Source organism: Serratia sp. 201 (assembly GCF_037027545.1).
GTDB classification, from domain to species: domain Bacteria; phylum Pseudomonadota; class Gammaproteobacteria; order Enterobacterales; family Enterobacteriaceae; genus Serratia; species Serratia bockelmannii.
On record NZ_JAXCHC010000001.1, the window covers coordinates 1,435,529 to 1,450,870 of the forward strand.

General features: G+C 59.2%; 13 protein-coding genes. 9 read left to right on the plus strand and 4 right to left on the minus strand.

Annotated elements, in window-relative coordinates; genetic code table 11:
• Positions 1-208: 208 nt before the first annotated feature.
• On the minus strand, positions 209-1,309 hold the full coding sequence (ydiK, locus tag WA302_RS07375) for an AI-2E family transporter YdiK (protein ID WP_025302642.1): 1,101 nt from the start codon (positions 1,307-1,309) through the stop codon (positions 209-211).
• 245 nt (positions 1,310-1,554) lie between these two features.
• Between ydiK and ydiJ the strand changes: the two genes are divergently transcribed.
• Together ydiJ and menI are read left to right on the plus strand one after the other, a co-directional pair.
• Complete coding sequence (gene ydiJ, locus WA302_RS07380; protein WP_261456323.1) at positions 1,555-4,611, plus strand: D-2-hydroxyglutarate dehydrogenase YdiJ; 3,057 nt, start codon at positions 1,555-1,557, stop codon at positions 4,609-4,611.
• Positions 4,608-5,024, plus strand: coding sequence for a 1,4-dihydroxy-2-naphthoyl-CoA hydrolase (menI, locus tag WA302_RS07385; protein WP_016927938.1), 417 nt, complete (start codon positions 4,608-4,610; stop codon positions 5,022-5,024). The genes ydiJ and menI overlap by 4 nt, the downstream gene beginning before the upstream one ends.
• A gap of 45 nt (positions 5,025-5,069) precedes the next feature.
• Here menI and WA302_RS07390 read toward each other — a convergent pair whose 3' ends face one another.
• On the minus strand, positions 5,070-5,474 hold the full coding sequence (locus WA302_RS07390; RefSeq protein WP_004931369.1) for a hypothetical protein: 405 nt from the start codon (positions 5,472-5,474) through the stop codon (positions 5,070-5,072).
• A gap of 526 nt (positions 5,475-6,000) precedes the next feature.
• On the opposite strand from WA302_RS07390, the gene sufA reads away from it, so the two are divergent.
• The 7 genes from sufA to WA302_RS07425 all read left to right on the plus strand — a co-directional run bounded on the left by sufA (position 6,001) and on the right by WA302_RS07425 (position 12,920).
• Positions 6,001-6,372 carry a Fe-S cluster assembly scaffold SufA gene (sufA, locus tag WA302_RS07395; protein ID WP_004931368.1) on the plus strand — a complete coding sequence of 124 codons (372 nt, stop codon included), beginning with the start codon at positions 6,001-6,003 and terminating at the stop codon, positions 6,370-6,372.
• Positions 6,373-6,386: 14 nt separating this feature from the next.
• Positions 6,387-7,883: a Fe-S cluster assembly protein SufB gene (sufB, locus tag WA302_RS07400; RefSeq protein WP_261456324.1), complete on the plus strand. Its 1,497-nt coding sequence runs from the start codon at positions 6,387-6,389 to the stop codon at positions 7,881-7,883.
• Positions 7,884-7,926: 43 nt separating this feature from the next.
• Positions 7,927-8,673: a Fe-S cluster assembly ATPase SufC gene (gene sufC / locus WA302_RS07405; RefSeq protein ID WP_016927936.1), complete on the plus strand. Its 747-nt coding sequence runs from the start codon at positions 7,927-7,929 to the stop codon at positions 8,671-8,673.
• A complete protein-coding gene (gene sufD, locus WA302_RS07410) occupies positions 8,648-9,934 on the plus strand; it encodes a Fe-S cluster assembly protein SufD (protein ID WP_197812697.1) in 1,287 nt (428 codons plus the stop codon). The genes sufC and sufD overlap by 26 nt, the downstream gene beginning before the upstream one ends.
• Positions 9,931-11,157, plus strand: coding sequence for a cysteine desulfurase SufS (sufS, locus tag WA302_RS07415; protein ID WP_197770177.1), 1,227 nt, complete (start codon positions 9,931-9,933; stop codon positions 11,155-11,157). Before sufD ends, sufS begins: the two co-directional genes overlap by 4 nt.
• 36 nt (positions 11,158-11,193) lie before the next feature.
• Positions 11,194-11,610 carry a cysteine desulfuration protein SufE gene (gene sufE, locus WA302_RS07420; RefSeq protein WP_025302647.1) on the plus strand — a complete coding sequence of 139 codons (417 nt, stop codon included), beginning with the start codon at positions 11,194-11,196 and terminating at the stop codon, positions 11,608-11,610.
• Between the two features lie 296 nt (positions 11,611-11,906).
• Positions 11,907-12,920: a L,D-transpeptidase family protein gene (locus tag WA302_RS07425; RefSeq protein WP_261456325.1), complete on the plus strand. Its 1,014-nt coding sequence runs from the start codon at positions 11,907-11,909 to the stop codon at positions 12,918-12,920.
• Between the two features lie 140 nt (positions 12,921-13,060).
• On the opposite strand, the gene WA302_RS07430 is transcribed toward WA302_RS07425, so the two are convergent.
• Both WA302_RS07430 and pykF read right to left on the minus strand, forming a co-directional pair.
• Positions 13,061-13,297, minus strand: a complete 237-nt coding sequence (locus WA302_RS07430; RefSeq protein ID WP_004931354.1) for a major outer membrane lipoprotein — start codon at positions 13,295-13,297, stop codon at positions 13,061-13,063.
• 308 nt (positions 13,298-13,605) lie between these two features.
• On the minus strand, positions 13,606-15,018 hold the full coding sequence (pykF, locus tag WA302_RS07435; RefSeq protein WP_025302649.1) for a pyruvate kinase PykF: 1,413 nt from the start codon (positions 15,016-15,018) through the stop codon (positions 13,606-13,608).
• Between the last annotated feature and the right edge of the window lie 324 nt (positions 15,019-15,342).

Sequence of the window (15,342 nt, forward strand, 5' to 3'; positions counted from 1 at the left end):
CCTAATCGATAGCGCCATCACATTTTATTTGTGGGAGTTATCTCTTTTTGCCGCTTGCAACAAACAGGGATTTACATTGCACCTTTCATTCGCTGTACCGTAATCAATATAGGGCGGCATTATATTTGGCGGAGATATTACTCGAATGAGGTAGGAATAATGACCTGAGTGAAATGTTCCGCCCGACGATGCGGGCGGAAGGGGGGGATTAGCGTTTTTCCAGATCTTCGATGACTTGTTCCGGCGCGGTGGTCGGCTCCGGCGCTTCATCCATCCAGGCGGTCAGCAGGCGATAAGATACTGCCAATACCACCGGGCCGATGAACAGGCCAATCATACCGAAGGCCAGCAAACCGCCGATAACGCCGGACAGGATCAGCAGCAGCGGCAGGTCGGCGCCCATGCGGATCAGCACCGGGCGCAGCACGTTATCCAGCGTGGCTACCACGCAGCTCCAGACCAGCAGTACGGTGCCCCAGGTGGTGTCGCCGTGCCAGTACAGCCAGATGATGGCCGGCACCAGCACCAACAGCGGCCCCAATTGTGCCACGCAGCAGATAAAGATCAGCATCGTCAGCAGGGTGGCGGCTGGTATGCCGCTCACCGCCAGACCGATGCCGCCCAGCACCGACTGCACCAACGCCGTCACCACCACGCCCAGCGCGACGGCGCGGATCGCCTGGCCGCCCAGTAGCACCGCCGCATCGCCGCGTTTGGAACCGAGGCGTACCGCAAAGTGACGGATACCCAGCGCCACCTGCTCGCCGCGCGCATACAACAAGGCGCTGAACAGCAGCATCAGCGCGCAGTGCAGCAGCAGACGACCGATATGCGCCGCCTGCGCCACGAACCAGGTGGCGGTTTGACCGAAGTACGGCTGTACCTTCGCCAGCAGCGCAGCGCCGCCGGCGTTAACCAATGTGTGGTAGCTGGTATAGAGCCTGTCGCCGATCATCGGCACGGACTGCAGCCAGGCGAGATCGGGAATGTGCAGCTTGCCGGGTGAACTGGCCCAGGCGATCAGCGGCGCGCTGTTATCCACCACGCTGCTGATCAGCAGGGAAATCGGCAGAATGAACAGCAGGATCAGCAGCAGGGTCATGACCAACACCGCCAGCGAGCGACGGCCCCACAGCAGCTTTTGCAGTTTGAGCAGCAACGGCCAGGTGGCGATCACCACCATGCCCGCCCAGGCGAAGCCGAGAATAAACGGTTGGATCACCCAAAAACAGGCAACGATCATGATGGCGATAAACAGCACGCCGAAAATAATTCGCGGTAAGTCGTAACGCGATTGCGGGAGTGGCATCAGTGGCTTCTCATCCTGGTCAATTAAATCCCTGGCACCGGCGAATCGGGGTGCCTGTCGGTCGGTTTATCGCCGCCGGGCGGCCGCCTGTGGCGGCGCTCGCAGGGCGGTAATAATGTGAATGCCTTCACTAAACGAGTATGTTAGTTTTTAGTGTCACTAAAAAATAGGGTGGGTCTGAATTAAAGGCCCGATTCAGCGTACATCAGCGCATAAAAAATAGACGGACAGGGTCAAAAAAGCGAATGATCCCACAGATTTCTCAGGCGCCCGGCCTCGTTCAACGGGTGCTCGACTTTTTGGAAGCACTGAAGCAAAACGGATTCAACGGCGATACCGCCACCAGCTACGCCGACCGCCTGACGATGGCCACCGACAACAGTATCTATCAGCTGTTGCCCGATGCGGTGGTGTTCCCCCGTTCCACCGCTGACGTGGCGCTGATTGCGCGTCTGGCCGGGGAAGAGCGATTCAATACGCTGACCTTCAGCCCGCGCGGCGGCGGCACTGGCACCAACGGCCAGTCGCTCAATACCGGCATCGTGGTCGATATATCGCGCCATATGAACCGCATTCTGGAGATCAACGTCGAACAAGGCTGGGTGAAAGTCGAAGCCGGCGTGATAAAGGATCAGCTGAATCAATACCTGCGGCCGTTCGGCTACTTCTTCTCGCCGGAACTGTCCACCAGCAACCGCGCCACGCTGGGCGGCATGATCAACACCGACGCCTCCGGCCAAGGTTCGCTGGTATACGGCAAAACCTCCGATCACGTGTTGGGCCTGCGGGCGGTGCTGCTGGGCGGCGAGATGATCGATACCCGCGCCATGCCGACGGCGCTGGCGGAAACGATTGCTCTGGAAGAGACCGCGGAAGGGCGCATCTACCGCACGGTGCTCAATCGCTGCCGTGAGCAGCGCGCATTGATCCTGGAGAAATTTCCCAAGCTCAACCGCTTCCTCACCGGTTACGATCTGCGCCACGTGCTGAGCGACGATCTGCAAACCTTCGATCTGACGCGCATCCTGACCGGCGCCGAAGGCACGCTGGCGTTTATCACCGAGGCGCGGCTGGATATCACGCCGCTGCCGAAAGTGCGCCGCCTGGTCAACGTGAAGTACGACTCCTTCGACTCGGCGCTGCGCAATGCGCCCTTTATGGTCGAGGCCAAGGCGCTGTCGGTGGAAACCATCGATTCCAAGGTGCTGAATCTGGCGCGTGAAGACATTGTTTGGCACTCGGTGAACGAACTGATCGCCGACGTGCCGGATAAAGAAATGCTCGGGCTGAACATCGTCGAGTTCGCCGGCGACGATCGGGCGCTGATCGACGGCCAGATGGAGGCTCTGTGCCAACGGCTGGATGAACTGATCGCGCAGCGGCAGGGCGGCGTGATCGGGTACCAGATCTGCGGCGATCTGGCTGGCATCGAGCGCATTTACAACATGCGCAAGAAGGCGGTCGGGCTGCTGGGCAACGCCAAGGGGCGCGCCAAGCCGATTCCGTTTGCCGAGGATACCTGTGTGCCGCCGCAACACCTGGCGGACTATATCGTCGAATTCCGTCAACTGCTTGACGACCACAACCTGAGCTACGGCATGTTCGGCCACGTCGACGCCGGGGTGCTGCACGTGCGTCCGGCGCTCGACATGTGCGACCCGCAGCAGGAAGTGCTGATGAAGCAGATCTCCGATCGGGTGGTGGCGCTGACCGCCAAATACGGCGGTCTGTTGTGGGGGGAGCACGGCAAGGGCTTCCGTGCCGAGTACAGCCCTGAGTTCTTCGGGGAAACGCTGTATGAAGAGCTACGCCGCATCAAGGCGGCGTTTGATCCGGATAACCGTTTGAACCCGGGCAAGATCTGTGCGCCGCTGGCGGTGGATGCGCCGATGATGGAGGTAGACGCGGTCAAACGCGGCACCTTCGATCGTCAGATCCCGGTCGAGGTGCGCACTTCGTTCCGCGGCGCGCTGGAGTGTAACGGCAACGGCCTGTGCTTCAACTTCGACGTGCGCAGCCCGATGTGCCCGTCGATGAAGATCAGCGGCAATCGCATTCATTCACCAAAAGGGCGGGCGACGCTGGTGCGTGAGTGGCTGCGTCTGTTGGCCGAGCAGGGCGTCGATCCGCTGGCGCTGGAGAAACAGCTGCCGCAGCAGCGTCTCAGCTTGCGTGGCCTGATCGAAAAGACCCGCAACAGCTGGCATGCCGGCAAGGGGGAGTACGACTTCTCGCACGAAGTGAAAGAGGCAATGTCCGGCTGCCTGGCCTGCAAGGCCTGCTCCACCCAGTGCCCCATCAAGATTGACGTGCCGGGATTCCGTTCGCGCTTCCTGCAGCTCTACCACACCCGCTATCTGCGCCCGGTGAGCGACTACATGGTCGCCGGCGTAGAGAGCTATACCCCGTTGATGGCCCGCGCGCCGAAGGTGTTCAACTTCTTCTTCCGCCAGCCGTGGCTGCGGGAAATGAGCCGCAACGCCATCGGCATGGTCGATCTGCCGCTGCTGTCCAGCCCGACGCTGCGTCAACAGCTGTCCGGCCACCGTGCGACCACGCTGACGCTGGAGCAGCTGGAAGGGCTGAGCGCCGAGCAGCGCGCAGAACACGTGCTGATTGTTCAGGATCCGTTCACCAGCTATTACGACGCCAAAGTGGTGGCGGATTTCGTTCGGCTGGTGGAAAAGCTCGGCTATAAACCGGTGCTGCTGCCGTTCTCGCCGAACGGCAAGGCGCAGCATGTGAAGGGCTTCCTGACGCGGTTCGCCCGCACCGCGCGCAAAACCGCCGATTTCCTCAACCGCGTGGCGCAGCTCGGCATGCCGCTGGTGGGTGTCGATCCGGCGCTGGTGCTGTGCTATCGCGACGAATACCGCGAGATCCTCGGCGCCGAGCGCGGCGATTTCCAGGTGCAGCTGGTGCATGAATGGTTGCAGCAGCGGATCGCGGATCGCGCCGAACAGCCGGCGACCGGCGAGCCCTGGTATCTGTTCGGTCACTGCACCGAAACCACCGCGCTGCCGGCCAGCGGCCAACAGTGGGCGGCGATCTTCGCCCGTTTCGGCGCCAAACTGGAGAATGTCAGCGTCGGCTGCTGCGGCATGGCGGGGACTTACGGCCATGAAGCCAAGAACCTGCAAAACTCGCTCGGCATTTATGAGCTATCATGGCACCCGACGCTACAGCGTTTGCCGCGGCAGCGCTGCCTGGCGACCGGTTATTCCTGCCGCAGTCAGGTGAAACGCATCGAGGGCAATGGCGTGCGCCACCCATTACAGGCACTTCTGGAGATGATTGAGTGAAATTGTGGAAACGTGAAACATCGCTGGAGCAGCTGAACCGCGCCGGCGACGGCTGCATGGTCAGCCATGTGGGCATCGAGTTTACCCAATTGGGTGAGGATTTCCTCGAGGCCACCATGCCGGTCGATGGCCGTACCCGCCAGCCGTTCGGGCTGTTGCACGGCGGGGCGTCGGTGGTGCTGGCGGAATCGATGGGATCGATGGCCGGTTACCTGTGCAGTGAGGGCGAGCAGAAAGTGGTGGGGCTGGAGATCAACGCCAACCACCTGCGCGCGGTGTTCGATGGCCAGGTGCGCGGGGTATGTCGCGCACTGCACGTCGGCCGTCGCCATCAGGTGTGGCAAATCGAGATCTTCGACGCGCGCGATCGGCTGTGCTGCACCTCGCGTCTGACCACGGCGGTCATCGACTGATCCCCGCCGGTTTCCGCAGGCTGCCGGCCTGCGGAGCCTTTCGCTTTACAGCTGAAACGGTACGCGTTTGACGAAGTCCTTCTGAAACGCGTTCGCCTTCTCCCAGGTGCCTTCCATTGCATATTTTTGGCAGATCAGCGTCAGCGTGTGGCGGGCGAAGTGGTAGCTTTGCACCCGAAACAGCTGGCAGCGCTGCGGATTGTTGATCTCGACGATCAGCCGATTATGCAGTTTGCTGAGCGCGTGCAGGTAGCTGTCGTCATCGCCGTTCTCCAGGCACAGATTGGCCATGGTGAGGCTGACGCTGTTGTACCGCTTCAGGTGGTCGATATTGCATTCCGGGCGCCGCAGCGCCGCTTCGGCCATATAAAAGTCCACCGTAGCGTCGCGCACGCTGAATTTGTAGTCATCAATCTTGCCCAGCAACCATGCGTTGATCGAAAGAGTCATTGGCTTCGCGCTCAAATTCAAATTGAATGATAATCATTATCATATAAATCGCCGCGTTGCCGATCAATCCCCGGAGCGGCGTTTTTTCATCGTGGGGGTGTAAAAGGCCGCCGACGACCCAATTTAATCCTGAGCGACTAAACTTTAACCTGAGGGGCGCGCGCTGGTGCCGCGCCACGAAATGCCGATAAACGCACATTTACGACAGACAGAATGCAGAAATAGGTATTTTCTATGAATGTTTAGATCGGCAGTGTACCGCGGCACTGTAACGCTGACGGGCCACCGGGGAGTGCGGTACGGTGATGCAGGATAAAGAACAAATTCATAGGGATAGCATGCACACCTTGCCGCCAGATGCCGCAAGCCACCACGGATGTCCCGCTGGCTTGCCGCACGCCGCAGCGAAAAACCGCGCTCGCGGTGGATACCCCCGCAAAACAAACGGTTGAAGTGATAATCGTTATCACTAACATATAAGCAACCCAGATTGGCTGTGGCCAAACACGAGTGTGAGGTAGACCCTATGCAAACGGAAAATGTCGGCACCTTTTCTCTGGATGAAAATGTCTGGCAAGGCATTTCGCTCAGCGACAGCGCCGTACGACAAATAACGAAACTGATGCAGCAGGATCCGCAGGTGAAAGGGCTGCAGCTAGGGGTGAAACAATCCGGCTGCGCCGGCTTTGCCTATGTGCTGGATCTGACCCGCGAACCCGCCGATGACGATCTGCTGTTTGAGCGCGACGGCGCCAAACTCTATGTGCCGCTGAAGGCCATGCCGTTCATCGATGGCACCACGGTAGATTACGTCCGCGAAGGGCTGAATCAGATATTCAAATTCAACAACCCTAAAGCTCAGCATGCCTGCGGGTGCGGCGAGAGCTTTGGCGTTTGAGCGATGCAATCAACATGACACGAAGCAATGTAGAAATGCCTAATGAAGTGCAGGCTTGGGTCAGCGAAGGTCGCTACAAAGAAGGTTTCTTCACCCAGCTGGCAACCGATGAGTTGGCCAAAGGCATCAACGAAGAGGTGGTTTGCGCCATCTCGGCCAAGCGCAACGAACCCGAGTGGATGCTGGAATTCCGCCTCGAGGCCTACCGCGCCTGGCTGCAGATGGAAGAGCCGCACTGGCTGAAGGCCAATTACGAACGCCTTAACTACCAGGACTACAGTTACTATTCGGCGCCGTCCTGCGGCAGCTGCGACGATGCCTGCGGTTCGCAACCCGGCGCCGAGCAGCAACCGGGCGCGGCGACGGAAAAAGATTACCTGACCAGCGAAGTGGAGCTGGCGTTCAATCAGCTCGGCGTGCCGGTGCGCGAGGGCAGCGAAGTGGCGGTGGACGCCATCTTCGACTCAGTATCGGTCGCTACCACTTACCGTGAAAAACTGGCGGAGAGCGGGGTGATCTTCTGCTCGTTCGGCGAAGCGATTCAGGAATACCCGGATCTGGTGCGTCAGTACCTGGGGCGCGTAGTGCCGTCCAACGATAACTTCTTCGCTGCGCTGAACGCCGCGGTGGCCTCTGACGGCACCTTCGTCTATGTGCCGAAAGGCGTGCGCTGCCCGATGGAGCTGTCGACCTATTTCCGTATCAACGCCGCCAAAACCGGCCAGTTCGAGCGCACCATCCTGATCGCCGACGAAGGCAGCTATGTCAGCTATATCGAAGGCTGTTCTGCCCCGGTGCGCGATAGCTATCAGCTGCACGCGGCGGTGGTGGAAGTGATCCTGCATAAAGACGCCGAAGTGAAATACTCGACGGTGCAGAACTGGTTCTCCGGCGGTGAGAGCAAGGGCGGTATCCTCAACTTCGTCACCAAGCGCGCGCTGTGCGAAGGCGCCGGCTCGAAAATGTCCTGGACCCAGTCGGAAACCGGCTCGGCCATCACCTGGAAATACCCGAGCGTGATCCTGCAGGGCGACAATTCGATCGGCGAATTCTTCTCGGTGGCGCTGACCAGCGGCCATCAGCAGGCGGACACCGGCACCAAGATGATCCACATCGGCAAAAACACCAAGTCGACCATCATCGCCAAAGGCATTTCCGCCGGCCACAGCGAGAACACCTATCGCGGCCTGGTGAAAATCCTGCCGGGGGCGGAAAACGCCCGTAACTTTACCCAGTGCGACTCGATGCTGATCGGGCCGGACAGCGGTGCCCACACGTTCCCTTACGTTGAAGCGCGCAACAACAGCGCTCAGCTGGAGCACGAAGCCACCACCTCGAAGATCGGCGACGACCAGCTGTTCTACTGCCTGCAGCGCGGCATCAGCGAGGATGACGCCATTTCGATGATCGTCAACGGTTTCTGCAAGGACGTTTTCTCCGAGCTGCCGCTGGAGTTCGCCGTCGAGGCGCAGAAACTTCTGGCCATCAGCCTGGAACACAGCGTGGGTTAATCGCCGCATTTTTAGCGCCGTCGGCGCTATCTGAGGACACAGCATGTTAAGCATCAAGAATTTGAAAGTCAGCGTGGAAGGCAACGAGATCCTCAAGGGATTGGATCTGGAGATCAAACCGGGCGAAGTGCATGCCATCATGGGGCCGAACGGCTCGGGCAAGAGCACGCTGTCCGCCACGCTGGCCGGGCGTGAAGAGTACGAAGTGACCGAAGGGGAAGTCACCTTCAAGGGCAAGGATCTGCTGGAGCTTGATCCGGAAGACCGCGCCGGCGAGGGCGTGTTTCTGGCCTTCCAGTACCCGGTGGAGATCCCCGGCGTCAGCAACCACTTCTTCCTGCAGACCTCGGTCAACGCGGTGCGCAAATACCGCGAGCAGGAGCCGCTGGATCGCTTTGACTTCGCCGATTTCATCGAAGAGAAAATCGCGCTGCTGGACATGCCGGCCGACCTGCTGACCCGTTCGGTCAACGTCGGCTTTTCCGGCGGTGAGAAAAAGCGCAACGACATTCTGCAGATGGCGGCGCTGGAGCCGGATCTGTGCATTCTCGATGAAACCGACTCCGGTCTGGACATTGATGCGCTCAAGATCGTCGCCAACGGCGTCAATTCGCTGCGGGACGGCAAGCGCGCCTTTATCATCGTCACCCACTACCAGCGCATTCTGGACTACATCCAGCCGGATTACGTACACGTGCTGTCCCAGGGGCGCATCGTCAAATCCGGCGATTTCTCGCTGGTAAAACAGTTGGAGGAGCAGGGCTATGGCTGGCTTACCGACCAACAGTAATTCAAACGCGCTGCAGCAGCTGTATCGCCTGTTCGAAGGCCGCGGTGGCGAGCGTTCGCCGCATGCGCTGGCGCACTGGCAGCAGGCGCTGCGCCTCGGCTGGCCGACGCGCAAGCATGAAAACTGGAAATACACGCCGCTGGAGAGCCTGCTGGAGCAGCAGTTCCTCGAGCCGCAGCCCGCATTGGTGAGCGCAGAGCAGCTCGAGGCGCTGGCGCTCGGCATCGATGCCTGCCGGCTGGTGTTTATCGACGGCCGCTACAGCGCCGCGCTGAGCGATGACGATCTGGGTGATTACCAGTTCGAGTTGACCGCCTACGGCACGCCACAGGCGCTGCCGGAGGCGATCCAACCGGAAATTTTCCTGCACCTGACCGAAAGCCTGGCGCAGGAAACCAGCCTGATTCGCCTGCCGGCCGGCAAGGCCCCGGCTCGTCCGCTGTACCTGCTGCATATCAGCAGCGGACGCGGCGCCAGCGGGGAAGTGAACACCGTGCATCACCGCCATCATCTGGATATTGGGCGCGGGGCCGAGGCGGAAGTGATCGAACACTACGTCAGCCTGGGCGAGGCCGCGCACTTCACCGGCGCACGCCTGACCGCCAACGTGGCGGACAACGCCGGGCTGTTGCACTGCAAGCTGGCGTTTGAGAGCCAGCCAAGCTACCACTTTGCCCATAACGATTTGGTCATTGGCCGCGACGCGCGGGTGAAAAGCGACAGCTTCCTGCTGGGCGCCGGTCTGACGCGTCACAACACCAGCGCGCAGCTGAACGGCGAAGGCGCGAACCTGGTAATCAACAGCCTGGTGCTGCCGGTGGGCAAAGAGATCTGCGATACCCGCACCTATCTGGAGCACAACAAAGGTTATTGCGAGAGCCGTCAGCTGCATAAAACCGTGGTCAGCGATCGCGGCAAGGCGGTGTTCAACGGCATGATCAAAGTGGCCAAGCACGCGATCAAAACCGACGGCCAGATGACCAACCATAACCTGCTGTTGGGGAAGGTGGCGGAGGTGGATACCAAGCCGCAGCTGGAGATCTACGCCGACGACGTCAAATGCAGCCACGGCGCCACCGTGGGGCGCATCGATGAAGAGCAGCTGTTCTATCTGCAGTCGCGCGGCATCGACAAACACGCGGCGCAGCAGATGATCATCTTCGCCTTCGCCGCCGAGCTGACCGAAGGCATCGCCAATGACACCATCCGGGAACGGGTGCTGGCGCGCATCGCCCAGCGCCTGCCGGGGGAGGCTGCATGAGTTATCCGATTGAACGCGTGCGCAGCGATTTTCCACTGCTGACGCGTGAGGTGAACGGCCAACCGCTGGCCTACCTCGACAGCGCCGCCAGCGCGCAGAAACCGCAGGTGGTGATCGACCGCGAGTTGGCGTTCTACCGCCACGGTTATGCGGCGGTGCATCGCGGCATCCACACCCTGAGCGCCGAGGCGACTCAGCAGATGGAGGCGGTGCGGGAACAGGCGGCGCGCTTTATCAACGCCGCCTCGGCGGAAGAGATGGTGTTTGTCAAAGGCACCACCGAAGGCATCAACCTAGTGGCCAACAGCTTTGGCCGCCACCTGCTGCAGCCGGGCGATGCGATTCTCATCACCGAGATGGAGCACCACGCCAACATCGTGCCCTGGCAGATGCTGGCGCAGGAGCGCGGGCTGCAGCTGCGGGTTTGGCCGCTGCAGCCCGACGGCACGCTGGATTTGGCGCGGTTGCCGGAGCTGGTCGACGCGTCCTGCAAACTGCTGGCGCTGACCGAGGTCTCCAATGTGCTGGGCACCGTCAACCCGGTGCGCGACATCATCGCCCGCGCCAGAGGCCTGGCGCCGGATCTGACGGTGCTGGTGGACGGCGCGCAGGCGGTGATGCACCAGCGCGTCGATGTCCAGGCGCTAGACTGCGATTTTTACGTGTTTTCCGGCCACAAGCTGTACGGCCCTTCCGGTATCGGCATGCTGTATGGCCGCCAGGCGCTGCTGCAGCAGATGCCACCGTGGGAAGGGGGCGGCTCGATGATCCGCCAGGTCAGCCTGACGGCGGGCACCACCTTCGCCGATCCGCCGTGGCGCTTCGAGGCGGGTTCGCCGAACACCGCCGGCATCATGGGGCTGGGGGCGGCGTTCGATTACGTCGAAGCCCTGGGTCTGAATGCGATCCACGATTATGAACAGTCGCTGATGCACTACGCGCTCGAGGCGCTCACGCAGGTGCCGACGCTGAAAATCTATGGTCCGGCACATCGGGCCGGGGTGATCGCCTTTAATTTGGGAGAACACCACGCCTATGACGTCGGCAGCTTCCTCGATCAGTATGGCATCGCCATTCGCACCGGCCATCACTGCGCCATGCCACTGATGGCGTTTTATCAGGTGCCGAGCATGTGCCGCGCTTCGCTGGCGTTATATAATACCCGCGAAGAGGTGGACCGGCTGGTGGCCGGGCTGCAACGCATTCATCAGCTATTAGGTTAGGCCGGGGCGCGTCCCCGGCGGTACAAAAGGATCCCCATGGCGAATTTGCCGGACAAAGATAAATTGGTGCGTAATTTCTCCCGCTGTCTGAACTGGGAGGAGAAATACCTGTACGTGATTGAACTTGGCGCCAAGTTGCCGCCGCTGGACGAGGCCGAGCGGCAGGCCGGCAACCTGATTTCCGGCTGTCAGAGCCAGGTGTGGATCGTGATGCGTCTCGATGAGCAGGGGCAGGTCGAGTTTCACGGCGACAGCGATGCGGCGATCGTCAAAGGGCTGCTGGCGGTGGTGTTTATTCTTTATCGTCAATTAACGCCACAACAGATCGTCGATCTCGATGTGCGGCCGTTTTTCGGCGAACTGGCGCTCAGCCAACATCTGACGCCTTCACGCTCGCAGGGGCTGGAGGCGATGATCCGTGCCATTCGCAGTAAAGCGGCGCAGCTGGCCTGATCCTTAACGCCTTTCTCCTCAAGGCTCATTGATATATTCGCTTTGTCAATGAGTCTTTACAATCCGTTGTTTTCCCCAGGAACCATCCCCCAATTCAGTGATATTTCAGCAGCTTACCTATTGACGTTTCGTTGACAATCAACGACGGCGATTACGTTATAACGTGTTGATTTTTAGAGAACTTATTGCCTTTGATGCCAGCGTTGCTAGTATTAATCAGGTATTGTCTGATTTACCCACCGTCGGGCGCTCGTTAGCCTTGGGGGCGAACCGTCATAAAAAATATAGGGATGATAATGAAACGTGCGTTGAGTTTAATGGGCATGGTCTTCGCCACCGTACTGGCCGGCACGCAGGCCGCCAGTGCGACCGAGTACCCGCTGCCGCCGCCAGACAGCCGTCTGATCGGTGAAAACACCACTTATACCGTACCAAACGACGGCCGTCCGCTGGAGGCGATCGCCGCCGACTACAAGATTGGCCTGCTGGGCATGCTGGAAGCCAACCCTGGCACCGACCCGTTCCTGCCCAAGCCAGGCACGGTGCTGACCATTCCGACCCAAATGCTGCTGCCTGACACTAAGCGTGAAGGTATTATCGTCAATCTGGCCGAGCTGCGTCTTTACTACTACCCGAAAGGCGAGAACAAAGTGATCGTCTATCCGATCGGCATCGGCCAGACCGGGATGCACACGCCGCTGGAAGTGACCTCCATCAGCCAGAAGATCCCTAACCCGACCTGGACGCCCACCGCCAACATCCGCAAGCGCTATCAGTCCCAGGGCGTGACGCTGCCTGCAGTGGTGCCGGCCGGGCCTGAGAACCCGATGGGGCTGTTCGCCCTGCGTCTGGCGATGGGGCGCGGTGAATACCTGATCCACGGCACCAACGCCAACTTCGGTATCGGCATGCGTGTCAGCTCCGGCTGCATTCGCCTGCGTCCGACGGACATCGAAGCGCTGTTCAATCAGGTGCCGCGTGGTACACGGGTGCAGGTGATCAACGATCCGGTGAAGATTTCGGTTGAGCCGGACGGCAAACGCTATGTGGAAGTGCACCAGCCGCTGTCGCGGGTAGAAAGCGACGATCCGCAGACCATGCCGATCGCGTTGTCTAAAGCGGAGAAAGCCTTTGCTGCGGATGGTCAGACCGATCGCGCCGTGTTCGATAGCGCGGTTGTACGCCGTTCTGGCATGCCGGTGCTGGTCAACGTAGGGGAGAGTCCGTCTGAGGTGAGTTTAGCGCCTGCAGCGGCGCCTGCGGCGAATAAGAGCCCATTCAAGGCAGCGCCAATCAGTTCGGTGAACTAAGTTTGCAAGATTGAGCGGTCGAAGAGGGGTTCAGCGTGCTGAACCTCTTTTTTTGCCCGCTATGCAGGAAAAATCAGTCCAGGATACAGGCGAAAAAAAACGGCGCACAATGTGCGCCGTTTTCAATAACCAAAGCTATCTTACTTTTTGTAAGCGTGAGCTTGGTTGTCCAGACGCTGGTTAGCGCGTGCTGCGTCGTCTTTAGCAGCTTGAACGTCAGAACGCATTGCGTTCACGTCGTTGCTCAGCTGATCAACTTTAGCGTTCAGAGTCTGAACGTCAGAAGACAGTTGATCGATTTTAGCGTTGCTAGAGCAGCCAGCCAGCAGAGTGGAACCCAGGATTACCGCGCCCAGTACCAGTTTAGTACGATTCATTATAACACCCTCTAGATTGAGTTAATCTCCATGTAGCGTTACAAGTATTACACAAACTTTTTTCGAAAGAGAATAATTTTTTAGTGTTGAGGTGCTTTATTTTGATCGTTCGCTCAAACTTGCATCTGGTTTTACAAATTAGTTAAAAAAACGAGGGAAAACAGCCGGCTTCCATGGGACTACTCCGATTCTTTATTAGCTAAATAATGAGCGGTCCGCGGTTGCGTTTTGAGAAAAATAGGTTACTGCTGATAAAAAAAACGCCGCAAAGCGGCGTTTTGATCAAGGCAATTATGTCACGTTTTATATTACAGCACGTGTACCGAGGCAGTGTTGGTGGTGCCGCTCGGCACCAGCGCGCCGGAAACCATCACCACGACGTCGCCTTTTTGCGCCAGGCCGCTGGCCAGCGCGGCTTCTTTACCGATGCGGTAGAAGTCGTCGGTAGAAGCGATTTCCTTGACCATCTGCGGGATGACGCCTTTGCTCAGCACCAGCTGATGCGCGGTAGTCTCATTGGTGGTCAGCGCCAGGATCACCGCGTTCGGGAAGTATTTACGCACGGATTTCGCTGACTTGCCGCCGCTGGTGGCGACGACGATCAGCGGCGCGTCCAGTTTCTCGGCGGTTTCAACCGCGCCACGGCACACCGCTTCGGTGATGCGCAGCTTGCGGCGATCGTTCAGGGAGTCGATGCGGCTTGGCATCACGCGATCGGTGCGCTCGCAGATGGTCGCCATGATGTTGACCGCTTCCAGCGGATATTTGCCCTTGGCGCTCTCGCCGGACAGCATGACAGCATCGGTGCCGTCCAGGATGGCGTTGGCAACGTCGCCGGCTTCCGCACGGGTAGGGCGCGGGTTTTTGATCATGGAATCGAGCATCTGGGTGGCGGTGATCACCACTTTACGCGCACGGTTGCATTTTTCGATCATCATCTTCTGGGCGAAGATCACTTCTTCGACCGGGATCTCCACGCCCAGATCGCCGCGGGCAACCATGATGCCGTCGGACGCTTCGAGGATTTCGTCGAAGTTGTTCAGGCCTTCCTGGTTCTCGATCTTGGAGATGATCTGGATCTGCTCGCCGCCGTGCGCTTTCAGGTGCTCGCGGATCTCCAGCACGTCGGAACGTTTACGGATGAAGGACGCCGCCACGAAGTCGACGCCTTGCTCGCAGCCGAAGATCAGGTCGCGTTTGTCTTTTTCGGCCAGCGCAGGCAGCTGGATGGACACGCCCGGCAGGTTGACGCCTTTGTTCTCGCCCAGGTCGCCGTTGTTCAGCACCTTACAAACGACTTCGTTCTCGGTCACGTTGGTGACTTCCATGCCGATCAGGCCGTCGTCAACCAGCACGGTGTTACCGATCTTCAGGTCGGCGGCGAAGCCGGCGTAGGTGACCGCTACGCGATCGCTGTTGCCGATCACACTCTGGTCTGTGGTGAAGGTGAAGGTTTGGCCGGCGACCAGCGAGGCGTCTTTACCGCCTTCCAATTTCATGGTGCGAATTTCCGGGCCTTTGGTATCCAGCAGGATGCCGGCGTTGATACCGGTTTTCGCCATCACGGCGCGCATGTTCTTGATGCGGTTGCCGTGCTCTTCATAGTCGCCGTGAGAGAAGTTGAGACGCATCACGTTCATGCCCGCATTGAGCAGGTTGGTCAGCATTTCTTCCGATTCGGTTTTTGGACCGATGGTACAAACAATTTTGGTCTTTTTCATGGCGGAGTTTTCTACAAGTTGTGATGGATAAAAAAACGAATTTGACCGGCGCTATTTACGCCGATAGGGAATTTGAGCCGTGCCTGGTGGTGAAAAACATAGTTAAGGATAGGTGACGACAGTTGAAGTGGGGCGGAAAAATTCAGCCCGCGCGGGGGCGCGGAGATGCTGCGCAACGGGGTGAGATGAAATCGTGTTGTTATTGCGTTTTCGCAGATCAAGGGCTGAAACCATTCAACTGATAGACGTTGCGCATTATAAAGGCTAAGCGGCGGGAAACAAAATAAAAAACCGCAGCGGTGTGGCGGATATGTCAAAACGGGG